This window comes from Thiothrix subterranea, assembly GCF_016772315.1.
GTDB classification, from domain to species: domain Bacteria; phylum Pseudomonadota; class Gammaproteobacteria; order Thiotrichales; family Thiotrichaceae; genus Thiothrix; species Thiothrix subterranea.
Genome location: NZ_CP053482.1, coordinates 564,186 through 587,673, shown reverse-complemented (window position 1 = coordinate 587,673; position 23,488 = coordinate 564,186). Strand labels below are relative to the sequence as shown.

11 protein-coding genes and 1 pseudogene are annotated in these 23,488 nt (G+C 53.5%); 2 read left to right on the top strand and 10 right to left on the bottom strand.

The features are described 5' to 3' along the window. Positions 1 to 241: 241 nt before the first annotated feature. The 10 genes and pseudogenes from HMY34_RS02800 to HMY34_RS02755 all read right to left on the bottom strand — a co-directional run bounded on the left by HMY34_RS02800 (position 242) and on the right by HMY34_RS02755 (position 20,291). The gene (locus HMY34_RS02800; protein ID WP_407701846.1) at positions 242 to 1,999 is read right to left on the bottom strand and encodes a transglutaminase family protein; all 1,758 of its coding nucleotides are present in this window, start codon (positions 1,997 to 1,999) and stop codon (positions 242 to 244) included. 190 nt (positions 2,000 to 2,189) lie between these two features. Beyond that, positions 2,190 to 2,522, bottom strand: a complete 333-nt coding sequence (locus HMY34_RS02795; protein ID WP_202717800.1) for a hypothetical protein — start codon at positions 2,520 to 2,522, stop codon at positions 2,190 to 2,192. A 109-nt stretch (positions 2,523 to 2,631) separates the two neighbouring features. After that, positions 2,632 to 6,846, bottom strand: coding sequence for an RHS repeat-associated core domain-containing protein (locus HMY34_RS02790; protein WP_202717799.1), 4,215 nt, complete (start codon positions 6,844 to 6,846; stop codon positions 2,632 to 2,634). Between the two features lie 239 nt (positions 6,847 to 7,085). Next, a pseudogene (locus HMY34_RS02785) lies at positions 7,086 to 8,819 on the bottom strand (transglutaminase family protein); the annotation flags it as partial. Positions 8,820 to 8,932: 113 nt separating this feature from the next. Further along, a complete protein-coding gene (locus HMY34_RS02780; protein ID WP_202717798.1) occupies positions 8,933 to 9,313 on the bottom strand; it encodes an ankyrin repeat domain-containing protein in 381 nt (126 codons plus the stop codon). Between the two features lie 4 nt (positions 9,314 to 9,317). Beyond that, on the bottom strand, positions 9,318 to 13,517 hold the full coding sequence (locus HMY34_RS02775) for an RHS repeat-associated core domain-containing protein (protein WP_202717797.1): 4,200 nt from the start codon (positions 13,515 to 13,517) through the stop codon (positions 9,318 to 9,320). 210 nt (positions 13,518 to 13,727) lie between these two features. After that, complete coding sequence (locus tag HMY34_RS02770) at positions 13,728 to 17,087, bottom strand: transglutaminase family protein (RefSeq protein ID WP_202717796.1); 3,360 nt, start codon at positions 17,085 to 17,087, stop codon at positions 13,728 to 13,730. Between the two features lie 9 nt (positions 17,088 to 17,096). Further along, entirely contained in the window at positions 17,097 to 18,053 is a 957-nt protein-coding gene (locus tag HMY34_RS02765; protein ID WP_202717795.1) for an alpha-E domain-containing protein, read from the bottom strand. After that, entirely contained in the window at positions 18,053 to 19,531 is a 1,479-nt protein-coding gene (locus tag HMY34_RS02760) for a circularly permuted type 2 ATP-grasp protein (protein ID WP_202717794.1), read from the bottom strand. Before HMY34_RS02760 ends, HMY34_RS02765 begins: the two co-directional genes overlap by 1 nt. 127 nt (positions 19,532 to 19,658) lie before the next feature. Continuing rightward, positions 19,659 to 20,291: an arylesterase gene (locus tag HMY34_RS02755; protein ID WP_202717793.1), complete on the bottom strand. Its 633-nt coding sequence runs from the start codon at positions 20,289 to 20,291 to the stop codon at positions 19,659 to 19,661. A 19-nt stretch (positions 20,292 to 20,310) separates the two neighbouring features. On the opposite strand from HMY34_RS02755, the gene HMY34_RS02750 reads away from it, so the two are divergent. Both HMY34_RS02750 and HMY34_RS02745 read left to right on the top strand, forming a co-directional pair. Then, entirely contained in the window at positions 20,311 to 20,982 is a 672-nt protein-coding gene (locus HMY34_RS02750) for an ABC transporter ATP-binding protein (protein ID WP_202717792.1), read from the top strand. Continuing rightward, complete coding sequence (locus HMY34_RS02745; protein ID WP_202717791.1) at positions 20,979 to 23,432, top strand: ABC transporter permease; 2,454 nt, start codon at positions 20,979 to 20,981, stop codon at positions 23,430 to 23,432. Before HMY34_RS02750 ends, HMY34_RS02745 begins: the two co-directional genes overlap by 4 nt. The last annotated feature ends 56 nt before the right edge of the window (positions 23,433 to 23,488 follow it).

The following is a 23,488-nucleotide window of genomic DNA, read 5'->3' as shown; positions in this document are numbered from 1 at the left end:
TTTCGATAGGCGGGCATTTTATCGACATGATAAAAAAAAAAATCAATAAATATTTTTAATTATTTTTTTATTATTGAATGAACCTTTTTCCCAGACAGCAAAAAGGCTGCACTAGGCAGCCCCGCTTCGGAGTTTATACCATCGGTAAATGAAAATTCGGTTTCCCGAAAATCCACAAGTCATTAATAATTAATTGATCGTGAAAAATATCGAAACCGAGAACTCAATTGCCGATGGTATATTACCCCCGCCGCAAATCCAGCGTATACGGATAATCCGCATTCACCTCTTCCGGCGGCGGACTCATCGGCTGCGGCTTCGCCCCATGCTCATAGAACGCCCGCGTGGCTTCCGACAAAAACTTCGGCTCAATCACGCCCGGTGTATGCTCCTCACGGAAACGCGAGAAGCGGCGGCTTTCAGCCTCATACGCATTCACCGGGAAGATCTCGGAATTGCGCCCGCCCGGATGCGACACATGGTAAGTGCAACCACCCACCGAACGCCCATTCCAGGTATCAATAATGTCAAACACCAGCGGCGCATGAATCCCAATCGTCGGATGCAACGCGGAAGGCGGCTGCCAAGCGCGGAAACGCACCCCAGCGACATATTCACCCTTCACGCCCGTAGCCTTCATCGGCACACGCCGCCCATTACACGCCACCACGTAGCGCGAATCGGTCAAGCCATTGATTTTCACCTGCACCCGTTCCAGCGACGAATCCACAAACCGCGCCGTGCCTTGGCTACTCAATTCCTCGCCCAACACATTCCACGGCTCTAACGCCGCCCGCAATTCCAGCTCAATGCCGCAATATTGCACGCGCCCATACACCGGGAAACGGAACTCGTGGAACGGAGCCAACCATTCCAACTGGAACGGATAACCCGCCGCCTGCAAGTCCGCGCACACATCCTTCATGTCTTCCCACACGTAATGCGGCAACATGAAACGGTCGTGCAACGCCGTCCCCCAACGCACCAGCCGATGCGCATACGGCGTGTTCCAGAAACGCACCATCAGGGTACGAATCAGCAACATCTGCACCAACGACATCCGCGCATGAGGCGGCATTTCAAAGCCACGGAATTCCAGCAGCCCTTGGCGACCGCTGAAAGAATCCGGCGAATACAGCTTGTCGATGCAGAACTCCGCCCGATGCGTATTCCCGGTAATATCAATCAGCAAGTTACGCAACAAACGGTCAACCAACCACGGCTGATCATTGTGTCCGCTCGGCATTTGCTGGAATGCGATTTCCAGCTCATACAAACTCTCATCCCGCGCCTCATCCACCCGTGGCGCTTGGCTGGTCGGGCCCAAGAACATGCCAGAGAACAGATAAGACAGTGCCGGATGGTGCTGCCAGAACGTCAACAAACTGCGCAACACATCCGGTTGACGCAAGAACGGGCTATCGCTAGGGGTAGCCGCACCCAGCGTGACGTGATTGCCGCCACCCGTGCCAGTATGCCGCCCATCCAGCATGAATTTTTCCGCACCCAGCCGCGACAACCGCGCCTCTTCGTACAGCAACTCAGTATTCTGAACCAGTTCCTTCCACGTCGTCGCCGGGTGAATATTCACCTCGATAACACCCGGATCAGGCGTGACCTTGAACGACTTCAAACGCGGATCAGACGGCGGCTCGTAGCCTTCCAACAAAATCGGCATCTTCAATTCAGCAGCGGTGGTTTCCAGCGTCGCCACCAAATCCAGATAATGCTCCAAGAAATGCAACGGCGGCAGGAACACATACAAACGCCCTTCCCGCGCCTGCACGCACAACGTAGTACGCGGCACTTCGCGCCATTCCTTCACCATCGTCTTGGTCGCATCGGCGTGTTGCAAAGTCGGCTCAGGTGGCGCGACATACGCGCTGTAACGCTGCTCGACTTCGCCGTGGAAATCCGCCAACTTTGGGCGATCTTCAAACGGGCAAGGCTGCGCCTCGACTTCCCGCTCGTCTTCAGCCGTCCACGCCAAACTATTCATCAATAATCGGGATACGTTTCCGATTATTCTCACATGTTGATTGGGGAATGAAACACAGCAAAAAGGCTTCCTAGGAACTAGGAAGCCTTTTTGGTTTGTGATGGTTATGATCTATCTATCAGGATTTGCCAATTGGGAGACGTTTCCGATTATTTTACGTCACCCTCTCACGCCAAAATTTGTCGATTTTTTAGAAATTTCCATCGTTTTCAATCAAATCAAGCATGGTTTGAAACTCTGATGAAGTCTCCAATTCATCCGAATAAAGCCTTATCGCTTTAAAAAATTCTTTACGTTCTTCAATAGATAATTTTTTGCTGGTTTGTTTGATATTTTCATAATCCACATATCCTCCAAAAGCTGAAACCTTAAAATCATCTAACAATACTTGCTTAACCGCATCCCGAACATTTTCATTGTTGACATGGCTTGCCGGGATAAAAACCCCCATATAAATTTTGACAAAAAAATAACATGTAAATAACATGTAAATCACACCAACAATAATCCACGTCTTTTTCACAGAATTATATCCCACTCCAAATACAATACAATTAATGCCATCGACAATATTCCTAAAAAAGCAACGAACATTAATGTTAAATTAAGAAACCTAAGCATTTAAAATCACCTCATCTTATTGTTAAATAACCATAATGTCTGACTTTACGTTTTGAACTCCAGAAATAAGGCCCAGTAATAAAATCAACACTTCCAATACCGGTAGAAGAAACAATATTACTAACACCAGACCAATTTCCCGAGCCGCCGCGCCTAGGATCTACAACTACCGTTACACAGCCATGACTGACACTGCCTGGATGTAAGCGTATCCCTGATCTCCTCTCTCCATTTTCGTAAACATAATCATCTATCCGCCCATCACTGGCCAGCAATCCAAACCAACCTTGATGATTAACATTAGGCAAACCTACATCCTCAGTTATGAAGTAACTCCCATTTGGCGCAGACCTTTGTTCAGGTTTAATGCCTGGCGATATTATTTGTCCATTACCAAAAATCTGCCCTCCTGAAAAGGCTAAGACGGTAGTGCTTTTGCGTGGATTATTTATATCTACCACTCGTAATAACCGAGCATTTTTATCCATAACTGCACTGACCATTAAACCTAACTTATCTATACCGATAAGAGTATTTCCATAGGCATAGGTCAACGAGTTCATCCCCCCATCCAACCCAATCGGGTCACTCTGCACGTATCGCCCAGTTGCCGGGTTGTAGTCACGATGGAAGTTGTAATGCAACCTAGTTTCGGCATCGAAGGTCTGTCCGGGGAAACGTTGGTTGTAATGGAGTGCTAAGCCATCTTTGTCAGGGTCTTCGTTGGGTGCAGTTTCACCAAACGGCTTGCTGTCCCATGCCCAGATGGTTTTGCCGCTGGCATCGGTGATGATACGAGGGGTCTCAATCTGGTCGGCATAAATACGGTAAACATTACCGTTCTGGATGACTGCTACGGGTGTGTTGCCGAAGTAAACCGTTTCGGTTGCCTGTGCTGCTGTGCCGTTTTGGTTGGTTTGGCTGTATTCACCGATAATCTGGTCGTTGTCCCATGCGTACAGGGTCGTTCCCGTTGGGGTGGTTTTCTTCACCCGTTGGTCATCAGCGTTGTAAGTGTAAGCGGTTGTGCCGTCCACACTGGCAAGGCGGTTCTGCGCGTTGTAGGTGTAAACGTGTGTGCCATCATTGAGCAGGTTGCCGTTGGCATCTTGCGTTTGGGCAGTGCTGCCGATCTGGGTCAGGCGATTGCTGTTGGGCTGGAGTGCGTAAGCGGTGGTATTGCCGTTGTCAATTTTCGCGGTGCGGTTGCCGTTGGGGTCGTACTGGAAGGCTTGCGCCTCATTCGCGGCGGTGTAGCCGTCCAAGCGGTCGAGCAAATCGTAGCTGAAGTGCTTGGTTTTGGCGGCATCGCCGTTGTCATCCCAACCTGTAATGTTGCCTACCGAGTCATAGCTGAGGGTACGAACGGTGTTGCCCAATGGGAAAGTCTTTAGCCTGTTGTTGGCATCGTAGGTTTTCTGGTAGGTCGTGCCGTCCGCCCATTGCCAGCTTGCCACCTGCCCTGCGGCGGTGTAGCGGATGTTGCTCATGTACGTTGTTTGCCCATTGATGCTTATCCCAGCGAGTTTATCTTGCTGGTAAGTGTAGCCAATAGTTGTACCACTGGGGAGGGTTTCGCTTTGCAGCTTGCTGTCAGCGGTGTAGGCGTAGCGGTGGGTCAGGGTAGCACTGCCGATGGTCTGGGTTTTCTGAGTGATGCGCCCTTCTTTGTCATAGCTGTAAGTAGTGCTGCCGCTGCCATCGGTGAGGGTGCAAAGCCTGCCAATACCATTGGTGCAATTGTCATAGTCCCAAGTGGCGATGCTGCCATTCTGCCACGTCGTTTTGACCTTGCGGTTGAGCAGGTCGTAGTCATGGGTGGCTGTGTTGCCGTTGGCATCGGTGCTGGTTTTGGGGTTGCCACTGATGTCGTGGGTATAGGTGGTGTTGCCTCTGTCAGGGCTAGTTTCACCTGTCATACGCTTGAAGTTATCGTAGGCGTAGCTGGTGCTTGCACCATTCGCAGCGATAACCATAGTCCGGTTGCCTTCGGTATCGTAAGCGTATTGGGTCACGCCGCCTGCGGGATTGGTAGTTTTGACCAGACGGTTCTGTGGATCGTATTCGTGGGTGATCACGCGCCCTTGGGCATCGGTGACGCTGGTTTGGTTGCCTGCCTTGTCGTAGCCGTAGGTGGTCACGTTGCTATCGGCATCGGTGGACTTTTCCAGTTGGTTCTGGGCGTTGTAGTCGCTGCGGCTGGTTTGGCGGGTGTTGCCTGACGCATCGGTGAGGCTTTCGGTTAGCTGGTTGCCGTTGCTGTCGTAAGTGTAGGTGGTGGCAGTGCCTTGCGCGTCAGTGGTGCTGGCGGTGTTACCTGCGTTGTCGTAAGCTGTGGTGCTGGTGCTGCCATCCGAGTAAGTCGTTTGGGTTTGGCGACCTGCCACGTCGTAAGCGTAGCTGGTGGTTTGTCCGTTGGTGTTGCTGTTTGTCAAGCGTCCAGCAACATCATAGACGTTGGTGGTGACCAGACCATTTTCGTCTTGGGTTTTGAGGGCGCGACCAGCAGCGTCATATTCCAGTGTTTTGCTGGTGTGGTTGAGGGCGTTGGTAACGGTGATCTGGTTGCCCTGATTGTCGTAGTCGTAGCTGGTGACAGCACCATTCGGGGCAATGGTTTCCGTGGGTTGCCCTGCACTGTTGTAGGCAATGGTACTTTCTTGGACTTCGTAGCCTGCGGATTTGAGGGCGGCTCGGCTGCTGAGGCTGCGCATCGCTTGTAGCTGGGTAACGGCTCCACGGGCGGAAAGGCGGTTGGTGGCGGCTGTGGGGCTGCCGACCGTTTTGTTGGTGAGATTGCCTTCATTGTCGTATTCGTACAGCGTGACGTTGCCCGCTTCGACTTGTTTGCTGGGTTTGCGGAATTGGGGATGCCATTCCGTTACCGTGGTACGGGCTTGGGCTGTGCCTGCTGCGGTGGTGGTGGATTCGGGTAAGCCACGGGCGTTCCATGTGGTCAGGGTGATTAAGCCGTTTTTGTCCACGGTTTTGGTGGGGTAGCCGTTGGTGTCGTATTCGGTGGTTTCCACTGCGCCTGCGCTGTCGGTACTGCGGGTTGCCCGTGCGAGGCTTTGGATAATGCGGTGGGCGTAGCTGTCGGTAGTGTTATTGGCTACGTCGGTGACGTTGGTTTCTGCGCCATTGTAAGCGAAGGCGCGGGCTTGTGTGCCAGCGGCGGCTTCGGTGTGGGTGACGCGCCCTTCTTGATCATAAGTGTAACGGGCAACCACTGCGCCTGTTGCGTCGGTGATGCTGTCGAGCTTGCCGTCGGTGTAGGTGTAGCTGTGGGTAGCGCCGTCGGGGAGTGTAACTTGTGACAGTTTTCCATCTGTTCCGTAGATGTAAGTGGTCGTGCCTGCGGCACTTTTAGCTTCACTCAATTTGCCGTCGGTGTAGCTGAAGGTGAGGGTTTGACCGAATGGGCTGGTGACGGTTTCCAGTTGCCCCGCGCTGAGCGAAGTCGAAGCGTAGTAACTGAGGGTAGTGGTTTGCCCTTGTGGGCTGGTGATGCTATCGAGTTTGCCTGCAAGGTTGTAGCTTTCCACACTGCCGTCAGGCGTGGTGACGTTCCAGCCGCTGGCGGTCGATTCCAATTGGTAAGGTTCGCGGGTGGTGGTTGCCCATTCACCGTTTTGTTCGTAGAAAGTGATGCGGCTACCGTCGGCACGGGTGAGGATATGGACGGGGTAGCTGCTGTTGCCGTCGCTGCCTTGCACGGGCAGGCGGGCTACAGTTGTGCCGTTGAGTTTGAGTTCGCACAAGCCCGCGTTGAACACCGCATCAGCGGTTTGCAGTTGCCCGTTGTAGGCACTGCTGCTGATTTGCTGCCAGCCAGATTCGCAGGCGGTTTCAGCATCGGGGTATTCGGGGCTTTTTGCGCCTTGCCATTCGGTGGTAGAGATGCCGCCTGCATCGAGGCTGCTGCTGTAGTTGTGCTGCCAACCGCCTAATGCGTCAGGGCTTACGCCTGCGGAGGAATATTGGCGGGATAATGCCAATTGGCTGGTATTTATGTCATTTGTGTCATACGTTATTTTTCCTGTGGAAACATCAACACCATTAATGGATGCGCTGTTTCCTGCCACTTCTGGCGCAAGGTAGTAACGGCTGGCAACCTTGGTTGCATTGGTGTCGTTTGAGTTTAAACCATTGTTATTATTGTCATTACAGGCAGTAGTGGCGAGCGCGGTCAGTACCGCAGTGGCGAGTAGTCGGCGTGAGATCATGGTGTAGCCCCTATGGATTAGTTATTTCGATAGACGGGCATTTTACGGGCATGACAAAAAAAAAAATCAATATATATTATTAGTATTTTTGAATTGATTTTATTTTTTAATGCTGATTTGTGCGGATAGGCGGTACTGGCAGGTATGACGGAGTTGATGCTTACGCCCTTCACCCCCGCTCCCTGAGCGTAGTCGAAGGGGCGGGGGAAGGGTCGGGGATGGGGGAAAGGAGGGGGTTTCTACCCCCGCCGCAAATCCAGCGTATACGGATAATCCGCATTCACCTCTTCCGGCGGCGGACTCATCGGCTGCGGCTTCGCCCCATGCTCATAGAACGCCCGCGTGGCTTCCGACAAAAACTTCGGCTCAATCACGCCCGGTGTATGCTCCTCACGGAAACGCGAGAAGCGGCGGCTTTCAGCCTCATACGCATTCACCGGGAAGATCTCGGAATTGCGCCCGCCCGGATGCGACACATGGTAAGTGCAACCACCCACCGAACGCCCATTCCAGGTATCAATAATGTCAAACACCAGCGGCGCATGAATCCCAATCGTCGGATGCAACGCGGAAGGCGGCTGCCAAGCGCGGAAACGCACCCCAGCGACATATTCACCCTTCACGCCCGTAGCCTTCATCGGCACACGCCGCCCATTACAGGCAACCACATAGCGTGAATCGGTCAAGCCATTGATTTTCACCTGCACCCGTTCCAGCGACGAATCCACGAAACGTGCCGTGCCCTGACTGCTCAGCTCTTCACCCAACACATTCCACGGCTCTAACGCTGCCCGCAATTCCAGCTCAATGCCGCAATATTGCACGCGCCCATACACCGGGAAACGGAACTCGTGGAACGGAGCCAACCATTCCAACTGGAACGGATAACCCGCCGCCTGCAAGTCCGCGCACACATCCTTCATGTCTTCCCACACGTAATGCGGCAACATGAAACGGTCGTGCAACGCCGTCCCCCAACGCACCAGCCGATGCGCATACGGCGTGTTCCAGAAACGCACCATCAGGGTACGAATCAGCAACATCTGCACCAACGACATCCGCGCATGAGGCGGCATTTCAAAGCCACGGAATTCCAGCAGCCCTTGGCGACCGCTGAAAGAATCCGGCGAATACAGCTTGTCGATGCAGAACTCCGCCCGATGCGTATTCCCGGTAATATCAATCAGCAAGTTACGCAACAAACGGTCAACCAACCACGGCTGATCATTGTGTCCGCTCGGCATTTGCTGGAATGCGATTTCCAGCTCATACAAACTCTCATCCCGCGCCTCATCCACCCGTGGCGCTTGGCTGGTCGGGCCCAAGAACATGCCAGAGAACAGATAAGACAGTGCCGGATGGTGCTGCCAGAACGTCAACAAACTGCGCAACACATCCGGTTGACGCAAGAACGGGCTATCGCTAGGGGTAGCCGCACCCAGCGTGACGTGATTGCCGCCACCCGTGCCAGTATGCCGCCCATCCAGCATGAATTTTTCCGCACCCAGCCGCGACAACCGCGCCTCTTCGTACAGCAACTCAGTATTCTGAACCAGTTCCTTCCACGTCGTCGCCGGGTGAATATTCACCTCGATAACACCCGGATCAGGCGTGACCTTGAACGACTTCAAACGCGGATCAGACGGCGGCTCGTAGCCTTCCAGCAAAATCGGCATCTTCAATTCAGCAGCGGTGGTTTCCAGCGTCGCCACCAAATCCAGATAATGCTCCAAGAAATGCAACGGCGGCAGGAACACATACAAACGCCCTTCCCGCGCCTGCACGCACAAGGTCGTGCGCGGCACTTCGCGCCATTCCTTCACCATCGTCTTGGTCGCATCGGCGTGTTGCAAGGTCGGCTCAGGCGGCGCGACATACGCGCTATAACGCTGTTCAACTTCGCCGTGGAAATCCGCCAACGTTGGGCGATCTTCAAACGGGCAAGGCTGCGCCTCGACTTCGCGCTCGTCCTCGCCAAGCTATATTCTCAGTCTGGTTTATTGATGGGGGAATGAAGCACACCAAAAAGGCTTCCGAAGAAGCCTTTTTGGTCTTTGTGACAGATTATGCTATTGGCGCTTCATAATTAGTAACGCGTAGCAACTGCACCAATAGATTTCAAATATCTCACAACTTCCTCATTTTCTTTCGATGGATTTTGCTCTACTCTATCCATCGCCCAATCTAGTGGAGTACTACCACCTCCTTCTTTCTTATTTACATCTGCATGATTAATGATAAGCCATTTTATAACTTCAACATTCCCCTCTCTAGCCGCAATGGTTAACGGAGTCCAATCATCATTGGCTGCACCATCAACATCAGCACATCCTGAACTCAATAATTCAATCATTTGCTCCAAATTGCCAGTATAAGTGGCTGTCACAAACTTACTCTGGCACATGTTTCGATTATAGAAAAATACTGCACAGCCAATCATGACAAGAAGAATAACCAAGTATTTCATAAGATCAGTAACCTGCGTAAACTGGTTCAAACTCACGTAATACTGTTGGCACTCGAGCAAGTTGTTGACTCCATGTTCCACTATAAGAAGGAACACTAACCCTTACTCCACCGAATGACTTCATATACTTAATGGCAATATTTTCAACCTCATAAGGAAATCTAGTTGGACTCCAAGGGGTCGGTGATAATCTTTGAAAAAAGCTCAAATCTTGGTACAACTTATCTAATGTAGAAGAAGTTCTATATGCGCAATTATCATAATAACCAATGCTCTCCATGCTACCAGAATAACGGTTGATAAAAGAAAGCATTCTTTGCTCTTGCGCATATGTTGTATTTATAATTGTCATCGTTGTATTTCTACGAGGCATTTCCCTTGCCGTATACCCTATCAAAGATGAAGCTCGTGGTGTGGAGTTTCCGAAACTATAAATCCCTGCCCTTGTAAAAGCTATAGCCGAATGCCCAAATGGATTTCCTGATGTCATCCCATTATGAATAACCGCTGTCTTCTCTCCAAGTAGGTCGAGATATATCAGTGGATTCTCCCTCACATACCCAAATGAATTCATTCCCCCATCCAGTCCAATTGGGTCGGACTGTACATATCGCCCGGTTACAGGGTTGTAGTCACGGTGGAAGTTATAATGCAGCCCTGTTTCGGCATCAAAAGTTTGTCCGGGGAAACGCTGGCTGTAACGCAGAGCCAAACCATCCTTGTCGGGATCTTCGTTGGGGGCGGTTTCACCGAAAGGTTTACTTTCCCATAACCAAACAGTTTTCCCTGTTACATCGGTGATGATACGTGGGGTGTCAATCTGGTCGGCGTAGATACGGTGAATGCTGCCGTTCTGGATTACCGCGACTGGCGTATTACCGAAGTAAACCGTTTCCTGTTGCGCTGTACCGCTTCCATCATATTCGCCAATAATGCGGTCATTGTCCCATGCGTATAGGGTTGTACCGTTGTTGGAAGTTTTCTTCACCCGCTGGTTGTCAGTGTTGTAAGTGTAGGCGGTTGTGCCGTCCACACTGGCAAGGCGGTTCTGCGCGTTGTAGGTGTAGGCATGTGTGCCATCGTTGAGCAAGTTGCCGTTGGCATCTTGCGCTTGGGCTGTGTTGCCGATGTGGGTTAGGCGGTTGCTGTTGGCTTGAAGCCCGTAAGCGGTGGCGTTGCCGTTGTCAGTCTTGGCGGTACGGTTGCCGTTGGGGTCATATTGGAAGACTTGCGCTTCGTTGGCGGCGGTGTAGCCGTCCAAGCGGTCGAGTAAATCGTAGCTGAAGTGCTTGGCTTTGGCGGCATCGCCGTTGTCGTCCCAACCTGTGATGTTGCCTACAGTGTCATAACTGAGGGTGCGGGTGAAGTTGCCGAGCGGGAAAGTTTTGAGCCTGTTGTTGGCATCGTAGGTTTTCTGGTAGGTCGTGCCGTCCGCCCATTGCCAGCCTGACACCTGCCCTGCTGCATTGTAGCGGATGTTGCTCATATACGTTTGCCCATTGAGGGTAATCCCAGTCAGTTTGTCTTGCGTGTAAGTGTAGCCAACATTTGCACCACTGGGGAGAATTTCGCTTTGCAGCTTGCCATCGCTGGTGTAGGCGTAGCGGTGGGTCAGGGTTACGCTGCCAATGGTCTGGGTTTTCTGGGTGATGCGCCCTTCGTTGTCGTATTGGTAGGTGGTGCTGCCACTGCCGTCGGTGAGGGTGCAGAGCCTACTGATACCGTTGGTGCAAGTGTCATAGCTGTAGGTGGCGGTGCTGCCATCCTGCCATGTGGTTTTGACCTTGCGGTTGAGCAGGTCGTAGTCGTGGGTAGCCGTGTTGCCGTTGGCATCGGTGCTGGTTTTGAGGTTGCCGCTGATGTCGTGGGTGTTGGTGGTATTGCCACGGTCGGGGCTGGTTTCGCCAGTCATGCGCTTGAAGTTGTCGTAGGCATAAGTAGTGGTTGCACCGTTCGCAGCAATAACGGTGGTGCGGTTGCCTTCGGCATCGTAGGCGTATTGGGTAATACCGCCTGCGGGGTCAGTGGTTTTGACCAGACGGTTTTGTGCGTCGTATTCATTGGTGGTCACGCGCCCTTGGGCATCGGTGACGCTGGTTTGGTTGCCTGCCTTGTCGTAGCCGTAGGTGGTCACGTTGCCGTCTGCGTCAGTGGACTTTTCCAGTTGGTTCAGGGCGTTGTAGTCGCGGCGGCTGGTTTGGCGGGTGTTGCCGCTGGCATCGGTGAGGCTTTCGGTTAGCTGGTTGCCGTTGCTGTCGTAAGTGTAGGTGGTGGCAGTGCCTTGCGCGTCAGTGGTGCTGGCGGTGTTACCTGCGTTGTCGTAAGCTGTGGTGCTGGTGCTGCCATCCGAGTAAGTCGTTTGGGTTTGGCGATCTGCCACGTCGTAAGCGTAGCTGGTGGTTTGTCCGTTGGTGTTGCTGTTTGTCAAGCGTCCAGCAACATCATAGACGTTGGTGGTGACCAGACCATTTTCGTCTTGGGTTTTGAGGGCGCGACCAGCAGCGTCATATTCCAGTGTTTTGCTGGTGTGGTTGAGGGCGTTGGTAACGGTGATCTGGTTGCCCTGATTGTCGTAGTCGTAGCTGGTGACAGCACCATTCGGGGCAATGGTTTCCGTGGGTTGCCCTGCACTGTTGTAGGCAATGGTACTTTCTTGGACTTCGTAGCCTGCGGATTTGAGGGCGGCTCGGCTGCTGAGGCTGCGCATCGCTTGTAGCTGGGTAACGGCTCCACGGGCGGAAAGGCGGTTGGTGGCGGCTGTGGGGCTGCCGACCGTTTTGTTGGTGAGATTGCCTTCATTGTCGTATTCGTACAGCGTGACGTTGCCCGCTTCGACTTGTTTGCTGGGTTTGCGGAATTGGGGATGCCATTCCGTTACCGTGGTGCGGGCTTGGGCTGTGCCTGCGGCGGTGGTGGTGGATTCGGGAAGACCACGGGCGTTCCATGTGGTCAGGGTGATTAAGCCGTTTTTGTCCACCGTTTTGATGAGGTAGCCGTTCGCGTCGTATTCGGTGGTGTCGGTTGCACCTGTGCTGTCGGTGCTGCGGGTTGCCCGTGCCAAACTTTGGATAATGCGGTGGGCGTAGGTGTCGGTGGTGTTATTGACAACATCAGTGACGCTGGTTTCTGCGCCGTTGTAGGCGAAGGCACGGGCTTGTGTGCCAGCCGCTGCTTCGGTGTGGGTAACGCGCCCTTCGGTGTCGTAGGTGTAACGGGCAACCACTGCGCCTGTTGCGTCGGTGATGCTGTCGAGCTTGCCGTCGGTGTAGGTGTAGCTGTGGGTAGCGCCGTCGGGGAGCATGACTTGTGACAGTTTGCCGTCTGCGCCGTAGGCGTAAGTGGTCGTGCCTGCGGCACTTTTAGCTTCACTCAATTTACCATCGGTATAGCTGAAAGTGAGGCTTTGCCCGAAGGGGCTGGTGACTTTTTCCAGTTGCCCCGCGCTGCCGTAGCTGAGGGTAGTGGTTTGCCCTTGTGGGTTGGTGATGCTGTCGGGCTTGCCTGCGAGGTTGTAGCTTTCTACGCTGCCATCAGGCGTGGTGACGTTCCAGCCGTTGGCGGTGGATGCCAGTTGGTAGGGTTCGCGGGTGGTGGTTGCCCATTCACCGTTTTGTTCGTAGAAGGTGATGCGGCTGCCATCGCTTCGGGTGAGGATGTGGATGGGGTAACTGCTGTTGCCGTCGCTGCCTTGTACAGGCAGACGGGCTACGGTTGTGCCGTTGAGTTTGAGTTCGCACAAGCCCGCGTTGAACACCGCATCAGCGGTTTGCAGTTGCCCGTTGTAGGCACTGCTGCTGATTTGCTGCCAGCCAGATTCGCAAGCGGTTTCAGCATCGGGGTATTCGGGGCTTTTTGCGCCTTGCCATTCGGTGGTAGAGATGCCGCCTGCATCGAGGCTGCTGCTGTAGTTGTGCTGCCAACCGCCTAATGCGTCAGGGCTTACGCCTGCGGAGGAAAATTGGCGGGATAATGCCAATTGACTGGTATTTATGTCATTTGTGTCATACGTTATTTTTCCTGTGGAAACATCAACACCATTAATGGATGCGCTGTTTCCTGCCACTTCTGGCGCAAGGTAGTAACGGCTGGCAACCTTGGTTGCATTGGTGTCGTTTGAGTTTAAACCATTGTTATTATTGTCATTACAGGCAGTAGTGGCGAGCGCGGTCAGTACCGCAGTGGCGAGTAGTCGGCGTGAGATCATGGTGTAGCCCCTATTGATTAGTTATTTCGATAGGCGGGCATTTTATCGACATGATAAAAAAAAAATCAATAGATTTTATTAGTATTTCTGAATTGACATTGCTTTTTTTATAATGAGATATGCGGACAGGCGGTACTGGCAAGTATGACGGAGTTGGCTCTTACGCCCTTCACCCCTTGCGGGGGAAGGGTCGGGGATGGGGGGATTCTTCTACCCCCGCCGCAAATCCAGCGTATACGGATAATCCGCATTCACCTCTTCCGGCGGCGGACTCATCGGCTGCGGCTTCGCCCCATGTTCATAGAACGCCCGCGTGGCTTCCGACAAGAACTTCGGCTCAATCACACCCGGCGTATGTTCCTCACGGAAGCGCGAGAAACGGCGACTTTCCGCCTCATACGCATTCACCGGGAAGATCTCGGAATTGCGCCCACCCGGATGCGACACATGGTAAGTGCAACCACCCACCGAACGCCCATTCCAGGTATCAATAATATCGAACACCAGCGGCGCATGAATCCCAATGGTCGGGTGCAACGCGGAAGGCGGCTGCCAAGCGCGGAAGCGCACCCCAGCCACATACTCACCCTTCACACCAGTAGCCTTCATCGGCACACGCCGCCCATTACAGGCAACCACGTAACGCGAATCGGTCAGTCCGTTGATTTTCACCTGCACCCGTTCCAGCGACGAATCCACAAACCGCGCCGTGCCTTGGCTACTCAATTCCTCGCCCAACACATTCCACGGCTCTAACGCCGCCCGCAATTCCAGCTCAATGCCGCAATATTGCACGCGCCCATACACCGGGAAACGGAACTCGTGGAACGGTGCGAGCCACTCCAACTGGAACGGATACCCCGCCGCCTGCAAGTCCGCACACACGTCCTTCATGTCTTCCCACACGTAATGCGGCAACATGAAACGGTCGTGCAAGGCTGTACCCCAACGTACCAAGCGATGCGCATACGGCGTATTCCAGAAACGCACCATCAGGGTACGAATCAGCAACATCTGTACCAACGACATCCGCGCATGAGGCGGCATTTCAAAGCCACGGAATTCCAGCAAGCCTTGGCGACCGCTGAAAGAATCCGGTGAATACAGCTTGTCGATGCAGAACTCCGCCCGATGCGTATTGCCCGTAATATCAATCAGCAAGTTACGCAATAAACGGTCAACCAACCACGGCTGATCATTGTGTCCGCTCGGCATTTGCTGGAACGCGATTTCCAGCTCATACAAACTCTCATCCCGCGCCTCATCCACCCGTGGTGCTTGGCTGGTTGGCCCCAAGAACATGCCAGAGAACAGGTAAGACAGCGCTGGATGGTGCTGCCAGAACGTCAACAAACTGCGCAACACATCCGGCTGGCGCAAGAACGGACTATCGCTCGGCGTAGCCGCACCCAGCGTGACGTGATTACCGCCGCCCGTGCCAGTATGCCGTCCATCCAACATGAATTTTTCCGCACCCAGACGCGACAACCGCGCCTCTTCGTACAGAATTTCAGTATTGTGAACCAGTTCCTTCCACGTCGTTGCCGGATGAATATTCACCTCGATAACACCCGGATCAGGCGTGACCTTAAACGACTTCAAACGCGGATCAGACGGCGGCTCGTAGCCTTCCAGCAAAATCGGCATCTTCAATTCAGCAGCGGTGGTTTCCAGCGTCGCCACCAAATCCAGATAATGCTCCAGGAAATGCAACGGCGGCAGGAACACATACAAGCGCCCTTCCCGCGCCTGCACACACAAGGTAGTACGCGGCACTTCGCGCCATTCCTTCACCATCGTTTTGGTCGCATCCGCGTGCTGCAAAGTCGGCTCAGGCGGCGCGACATACGCGCTATAACGCTGTTCGACTTCGCCGTGGAAATCCGCCAACGTCGGGCGATCTTCAAACGGGCAAGGCTGCGCCTCGACTTCCCGCTCGTCTTCAGCCGTCCACGCCAAACTATCCAGCGGCAAACGGAAACCCATCGGCGAATTGCCCGGAATCAAATACATCTCTTGGCGGCGGAACTCCCACGGCGCACTCGCCCAGCTTTTCGTCGCATCATCCCAACGCAACGGCAGCGCGAAACCTGTCGGTACATCCAAACCGCGCTGCAACGCCATCACCAAATCGTTACGGTGCTTACTATCCCGCAGGTTCAGGGTCAACCAATCCACATTCGCAGGCTGATTCGCCTCTTTCCACAAGTAATACAAACGGTCTTCGTAACCCGGCACGAGGTACTTTTTGTTCAACGCGAGCTTGGTGCACACCGTTTCCGCAAACACCTTCGCGTGGGTATCGTTGTAGCCGTAATCCTTCTGATCGTCCGCCACTAGCGCAGGGTCTTTCCACACCGGCACACCGTCCGGCCGCCAGAAACAACCCAGCGCCCAACGCGGGAACGGTTCGCCCGGATACCACTTGCCCTGCCCAAATTGCAGCGCACTGCCCGGCGCAAACACCTTCTGCATCCGCCGCAATAACACACCCGCACGTTCGCGCTTGTGTTCGCCCAACGCCGCCGTGTTCCACTCCGCGCCATCCATATCGTCGATGGAAACGAAGGTCGGTTCGCCGCCCATCGTCAAGCGCACATCGCCACGCACCAAATCGGCTTCGACCTGATTGCCCAGCGCCAGCACATCCGCCCATTGCTCATCCGAATACGGCTTAGTCACACGCGGGTCTTCAAGAACACGGCGCACGCTATTATGGAAATCAAACTCGACTTCGCATTTATCGGTGAAACCATCAATTGGCGCAGCACTCCCCGGCGAAGGCGTACACGCCAACGGAATATGCCCCTCACCGGCAAACAAACCGGAAGTCGGGTCAAGCCCAATCCAGCCCGCCCCCGGCAAATACACTTCTGTCCAAGCGTGCAAATCGGTGAAATCGACCTCTGTCCCGCTAGGGCCATCCAACGCCTTTTGGTCAGCCGTCAACTGCACCAAATACCCCGACACGAACCGTGCCGCCAGCCCCAGATGCCGCAAAATTTGCACCAGCAACCACGCCGAATCGCGGCATGAACCCGTTTTCGTGGTCAGGGTTTCTTCACACGATTGCACCCCCGGTTCGAGGCGGATGTTGTAACCAATGTCTTGTTGCAAGCGGCTATTAATCGCCACCAAAAACAACACGGTATTCGGTGGTTTGCGATCTACACCTTTCAGCCATTCCTTCAATAATTTGCCATCTTCGGCAATTTCCAGATACGGAATCAGCTCTTTTTGCAAGGCTTTGTCATACTTGAATGGGAATTTTTGCGCGTACTCTTCCACAAAGAAATCGAACGGGTCGATTGTCACCATATCGGCAACCACATCGACTTCCACGCTGAATTCCATCGTTTTTTCCGGGAACACTAAGCGTGCCAGCCAGTTACCGAACGGGTCTTGCTGCCAGTTGATGTAATGCTTTTCTGGCTTGATTTTCAAGGAATACGCCAGAATCGGCGTGCGTGAATGCACCGCTGGGCGCAAACGCACCACATGCGGCGACAGGCTTACCGGGCGATCAAATTTATACCCAGTGTAATGGTTTAAAGCGACGTGAATACTCATGTAAAGCCCTTATCCTTGTGCTTGCTGTTGCCCGTTACTGTCGGGATAAAACCATGTTTTGGCGATTTCGGTATGCAATACACCCAATTCGCTCTGCAAATAATCCATCAAGGTATGTACCTTTTCTGCCGGAATCGCACCGACATCCTCACGTTTGGTGTGTTCTAACACCCGATACGCCATCGTCATCGCCATTTCAGGGTCGGGCAAGTAGCGCATCCGGCGGCTCATGGCGGCGAGAGAGTAGCTGACCGAACCGGGGAATACGTTGTCATTCATCAAAAAGCGCATCACGCTTGCGCCTTCCACCCGCGAATGGACATGCTGCAAATACATCTGCCGTCCGCCCAAGGCTTGCAACAGATTTGTCCACAAAATGCCGTCGTATTTGCGCAAAGTATCGCTACGGTCTTCCGACAATAGCAACGAAGTCATTTCCAGAATCCGGCTGGTCATGTCGGTGCGTTCCAGATGCTTGCCGATTTGCATGAAATCGAAACTGTGGTCGCGGCTCATATTGCTATCCAACGCACCCCGGATGCACTGGCAATGCTTCATCACTTCGCGCAGAAATATCTGGCGGGAATAACGGTCAGAAATGCGCGGCAAGCTGTTGGTCATCAGCAAATGAATCTGGTTAGCCTGTTCCCAGATTTCTTCCGGCAACACATCCAACGAGGTACGCACGTTTTCGCGCACATTCGCCAAGGACGTTGCCAGCGACGACGAATTGTTAGTATCCGCAATCAAAAATTGCATGATATTGGCTTCATTGCCTGACTGGTAATGTTCGCTGAAGACCTTTTCAGCATTGAACAAACGGATCAGGGTGAACCAGTTGATTTCCATGCGCCCCGGCAAATCCATCAGCAACGCGGTATGCACGTTGATCAAGCGGGCAGTTTTTTCGGCACGTTCTAAATAACGCGCCATCCAATAAACACGTTCAGCTACACGGGATAACATCAGACTTCCTCCCCTTCCTGCACATCGCCCACAATCCACGTATCCTTGCTGCCACCGCCTTGCGACGAATTCACAATCAACGAACCTTCCACCAACGCCACACGGGTCAAGCCGCCGGGTGTTACAAAAATGTCCTTACCGCTGAGGATGAACGGGCGTAAATCCACATGGCGCGGGGCAATTTTGATGTATCCTTTATCAGCCGTTTCGCATGACGTTGGCGTGACCGACAGGCTCAAAGTAGGCTGAGCAATGTAATTATTCGGGTCTTCCTGAATCAGCTTGCGGAATTCCTCGACTTTTTCAGGCGTGGAATGCGGTCCCACCAACATGCCGTAACCACCGGATTCATTGGCAGGTTTTACCACCAATTCTGCCAAATGCTCCAGCACGTAAGCGCGATCTTCGTCCCGGCGGCACACGTAAGTCGGCACATTCGGCAAGCTCGGCTCTTCGCCAAGGTAATAGCGAATCATATCCGGCACGTAAGCGTAGATCACTTTGTCATCCGCCACGCCACATCCCGGTGCATTGGCGATGGCGACTTTGCCCTCTTTCCATGCACGCATAATACCGGGAACGCCCAACATCGAATCTTCGCGGAACACTTCGGGGTCGATGAAATCGTCATCAATCCGGCGGTAAATCACATCCACGCGCTCTAAGCCTTTGATGGTTTTCATGTAGACATAATTGTCGTTGCCCACCACCAAATCCGCGCCTTCCAGCAACACCAAACCCGCTTGTTGCGCGAGGAAAGCGTGTTCAAAGTAAGCGGAATTGTAGACACCGGGGGTCATTAGCGCGATGGTCGGGTCATCCAAATCAGGGCGCAAGGATGCGAGCATTTCGTACAATTGCGCGGGGTAATTGCTCACCGGGCGGATTGGCAAGGTGTTGAAGATTTCCGGCAAGACGCGCTTGGTAATGTTGCGGTTTTCGAGCATGTACGCCACGCCAGACGGTACACGCAAGTTGTCTTCCAACACATACAACACGCCATCGCTGTGACGCACCAAATCGGAACCGCAAATATTCGCCCAAACACCGTGCGGCGGGGTCATGCCAATGCACGCTTTGCGGTAGCCTTTCGATTGCAGCACGACATCAGCGGGCATTACGCCGTCTTTGAGAATTTGTCCGCCGTTGTAAATGTCCTGAATGAACATATTCAGTGCACGGATGCGTTGCTTCAGCCCTATTTCGGTGCGATCCCATTCCGCCGCGTGGATAATGCGTGGAATGATGTCGAACGGCCAAGCGCGGTCAATGTTGCCCGCATCGCTGTAAACCGTGAAGGTTATGCCCATTTCGCGGATAACCACCTCGGATTCTTGCACGCATTGGCGAAAACGGTCGGGGGTGAGGTGACGTAGATACTCGACCAGCTTGTAACTGGCCTCGCGCGGTTGATGCACCGCAGCAATCAATTCGTCATACAACGAACCAGGATCGTATTGATTCCATTCTTTTTTCATAGACTTATTCCAGTCAGGCGTCGATGTTGTAAACAGCGGCTGTCAACAGCCTGCAAACCTTATTGTTGTGATACATCTAGCAAGATTCATGCCCAAGCGTTAATGATGTTTTGCTCCAGATTTGCCCCTAGAGTGCTGCTTCTAATACTTTCCAGACATTTTCCAGTATTTGTGGTTGGGCTTCCGCCGTGGGATGTAAGCCATCCGCTTGCATCAAATCCCAATTTTCCGCAATACCTTCCAGCAGGAAAGGCAGCAATGGAAGTGTATACTGTTTGGCTAGGTCGGTGTAGGTGGTGCTAAACTTTTCAGTGAAAGTTGTGCCGTAATTGGGTGGTAACTGGATGCCTAGCAAGATGACCTTGGTATCAGCAGCTTGCGAGAGCGTAATCATCTGTTCCAGATTGCGGCGCATGGTGGGTAGGTCGATGCCGCGCAAGCCGTCATTCGCACCGAGTTCCAGCAAGACATAATCGGGGGCGTGCTGTTTGAGTGCTTCTGGTAAGCGGGTCAAACCGCCTGCGGTGGTTTCGCCGCTGATGCTGCCATTCACCACCTTATAGTGGTCGCCCAGTTTGGTTTGTAACAAGCTAACCCAGCCTTTTTCGACCGGAATTCCATAAGCTGCACTCAAACTATCCCCCCAGACCAATAAGGTTGAGGAATTTTTGCTGGCAGGGGTGGTCTCATCCGCCATAACCACAGTCACGGCTGGTAAAAAGCTCAAGAGGCAAAAGATCAGGTAAAGTGTGCGTAACATCAACGGATTCCTTAAGAATATGAACAAAACGATTATTCAGACCACCAACTTGGTCAAAACTATCCCCCAAGCGGGACGTGAATTGCAAATTCTCCGAGGCGTAAGCCTGGCTATTGACACAGGTGAGTCGGTGGCGATTACCGGGCTATCGGGTTCGGGCAAAAGCACCTTGCTGGGTTTGCTGGCGGGTCTGGATTTGCCGACCAGCGGTACAGTCATGTTATTTGGGCAAAACCTTGACGGTTTGGATGAAGACCAGCGGGCAGCGTTGCGGCTGGGGCGGGTCGGGTTTGTGTTCCAATCCTTTCACTTGCTGGAAAATCTGACGGCGTTGGAAAACGTGATGTTGCCATTAGAATTGGGTGCGGCGGTGAATGCGCGTGCGCAGTTGGCAACAGAAGCTTTGCAGCAAGTGGGGCTGGCGGAACGTTTGAGCCATTACCCGAACCAGCTTTCGGGTGGGGAGCAGCAGCGGGTAGCCTTGGCGCGAGCGTTTGTGACCCGCCCGCAAATTTTGTTCGCGGATGAGCCAACCGGCAATCTTGACCGCGCCACCGGGCATGAAATCAGTGAATTGCTGTTTGCGTTGCAGGAAAAATTCCAGACGACCTTGGTTCTGGTGACGCACGATGACACGCTGGCGGCACGTTGCCAGCGGCATTATCGGATGGAAGAGGGGACGCTGGTATGAAGTTGCTGTTTCAACATTGGCAACAACGTTGGCGGATGCCGGAATTGCGTTTGTTATTGCTGGCATTGGTGGTGTCGGTGACGGTGGTGACATCGGTGGGCTTTTTCACCAGTCGGGTGGAAAACGCAATGCAAGCGCAAGCACGCCAACTGTTGGGCGGCGATTTGGTGCTGACATCGGCACGCCCGTTGGATAAAGCTTATGTGCAACAGGCGCAGGCTCTGGGTTTGGAAACGGCGGAAACCGTGAGTTTCCCTAGCATGGCGTCGATCGGTGAGAAGTTGCAACTGACGCAATTGAAAGCGGTTTCCAGCGCTTACCCATTGCGGGGTGATTTGAAAACGGCAGATGCACCGGATGCGGTTGAAGTACTTTCCACCGGACGTGTGCCTGCAAAGGGCGAAATTTGGGCGGAAGCGCGCTTGTTTGCGGAATTGGGCGTGCAGTCGGGGGCAACCGTGACGTTGGGGCGCAGCACGTTCACGTTGACGCGGGTGTTGACGCAGGAGCCGGATCGTAGCAGCAATTTATTTCAGCTTGCGCCGGTGGTATTGATGAATCTGGATGATTTGCCTGCTACTCAATTGCTGTCGCCTGCGAGTCGGGCGCGTTTCAATCAATTATTCGCTGGTGATCTCAAGCTGATCAAACAGTTGCAGCAGGCACTTGAACCGCAATTAAAGCCGACGGAGCGGGTGCGCACCTTGGATGAAGATTTGGCATCGGTGCAGCAAACTTTGCAGCGTTCGGGGCGTTTTTTGGGGTTGGCGGCTTTATTGAGCGTGGTGTTGGCGGGGGCGGCTGTGGTGCTGACTTCCGCGAGTTTGATGCGGCGTGAATTGCCTGCGGTGGCGGTGTTGAAAGCGATGGGCATGTCGCGGCGGCAAGTGTTAGTCGATCATGCGTTTTCACTGTTGTTGACGGCATTGCTGGCAGCCGCGATTGGGGTAACGTTGGGATTGCTGTTGCAATTTGGATTGGCGGAATGGTTGAGCCGCTTTGTGGGTAAGGAGTTGCCTGCACCGAGCGCTATGCCTGCCTTGAGCGGCTTATTGACGGCGGTGGTGTTGCTGCTGGGGTTTGCGTTGCCGCCGTTATTGCGTTTGGTGAATACCTCGCCGATGCAGATTTTGCAGGGGGCGTTGCAAGGAACGCAGCAATCAACCTGGTTGGTGGTGGTGTGTTTGGTGTTGGCGGTGTTTGGTTTGTTGTGGTTGCAAGCGCGGGATGTGTTGCTGGCGGGATTGTTGCTGGTGGGGCTGATTGTTGGGATTGGTTTGTTTGCAGCATTGGCGGGGGCGGGTTTGCGCTTGGTGCAGCAGGCGGGGAAACGTGCCGGTTGGGGCTGGTTGCCTGCGTTGGGGCGTTCCAAACGGGCGGTGTTGTTGGTGGTGGTGTTTGCGACGGGCTTGTTTGCGTTGCTGTTGTTGACCACGGTGCGTACCGATTTGCTGGATCGGTGGGAGCAAACCTTGCCTGCGGATGCGCCGGATCATTTTCTGATTAATATCCAACCGGCAGAAGCCGCGCCGCTGCAACGTTTTTTGAACGAACGTGGCGTGAAAACGGCGCTGTACCCGATGATTCGCGGGCGTTTGGTGGAAATCAATGGCAAACCCGTGAAACCGGATGATTATCCCGAACAGCGGGCGCAACGTTTGCTGGAACGTGAGTTTAACCTGTCATCGTTTGCAACATTTCCGGCGAGCAATGCCTTGTTGGAAGGGCAGTGGTTTGACGGCAAGCAGGGCGGTTTGTCGATTGAGCAAGGCATTGGTGAAACGCTCAAGTTTGGCATGGGCGACAAACTGACGTTTGATATTGCGGGGCAACGGCTGAGCGATACCGTGACCAGTGTGCGCGAAGTGCGTTGGGACAGTATGCAGCCGAATTTCTTTGTGGTCGCGGCACCGGGAACGGTGGATGCCTTGCCGCAAACCTTGATTACCAGCATCCATTTGGGTGAGCAAAAACCGTTGGTGACGGCGCTGATTCGTGAGTTTCCCAGCGTGACTGCAATTGATGTGGGCGCGGTGGTGAGCGAGGTGCGTTCATTGGTGGAGCAAGTGAGTCTGGCGGTGCAGGGGATTTTTGTGTTCACCCTGATTGCTGGCGTTGTGGTATTGATCGCAGCGTTGCAATCCCAAAAGGCGGAGCGGCGACGCGAATTGGCGATCCTCAAATCCTTGGGGGCAGGGCGGGCATTGCTGCAACGGCGCATTTGGAGCGAGTTTTTATTGCTGGGCGCATTGGCGGGGGCGTTGGCAGGATTGCTGGCTTTAACGGCGGGGAATGTGTTGGCGTATTATTTGTTTGATTTGGATTTGCGTTTGAATCTGTTGCCGTTGATCATCGGGACAGTCCTGGGCAGTCTGTTGGTGGGCGTGGCGGGGTATTGGAATTTACGCAGTTTGCTGAATGTGCTACCGCTATCCTTATTGAAAGCTTGAGGGGGAAATACGGCGATAATCGCGATTATCGCCTCGTGTTCGTCTGCTGTCTGGAA

What these genes read in the sequence shown, in the direction of transcription:
- HMY34_RS02800 (WP_407701846.1), bottom strand. Translation starts at nt 1,999, where the DNA reads ATGAATAGTTTGGCGTGGACGGCTGAAGACGAGCGGGAAGTCGAGGCG.
- HMY34_RS02790 (WP_202717799.1), bottom strand. Translation starts at nt 6,846, where the DNA reads ATGATCTCACGCCGACTACTCGCCACTGCGGTACTGACCGCGCTCGCC.
- HMY34_RS02780 (WP_202717798.1), bottom strand. Translation starts at nt 9,313, where the DNA reads ATGAAATACTTGGTTATTCTTCTTGTCATGATTGGCTGTGCAGTATTT.
- HMY34_RS02775 (WP_202717797.1), bottom strand. Translation starts at nt 13,517, where the DNA reads ATGATCTCACGCCGACTACTCGCCACTGCGGTACTGACCGCGCTCGCC.
- HMY34_RS02770 (WP_202717796.1), bottom strand. Translation starts at nt 17,087, where the DNA reads ATGAGTATTCACGTCGCTTTAAACCATTACACTGGGTATAAATTTGAT.
- HMY34_RS02765 (WP_202717795.1), bottom strand. Translation starts at nt 18,053, where the DNA reads ATGTTATCCCGTGTAGCTGAACGTGTTTATTGGATGGCGCGTTATTTA.
- HMY34_RS02760 (WP_202717794.1), bottom strand. Translation starts at nt 19,531, where the DNA reads ATGAAAAAAGAATGGAATCAATACGATCCTGGTTCGTTGTATGACGAA.
- HMY34_RS02755 (WP_202717793.1), bottom strand. Translation starts at nt 20,291, where the DNA reads ATGTTACGCACACTTTACCTGATCTTTTGCCTCTTGAGCTTTTTACCA.
- HMY34_RS02750 (WP_202717792.1), top strand. Translation starts at nt 20,311, where the DNA reads ATGAACAAAACGATTATTCAGACCACCAACTTGGTCAAAACTATCCCC.
- HMY34_RS02745 (WP_202717791.1), top strand. Translation starts at nt 20,979, where the DNA reads ATGAAGTTGCTGTTTCAACATTGGCAACAACGTTGGCGGATGCCGGAA.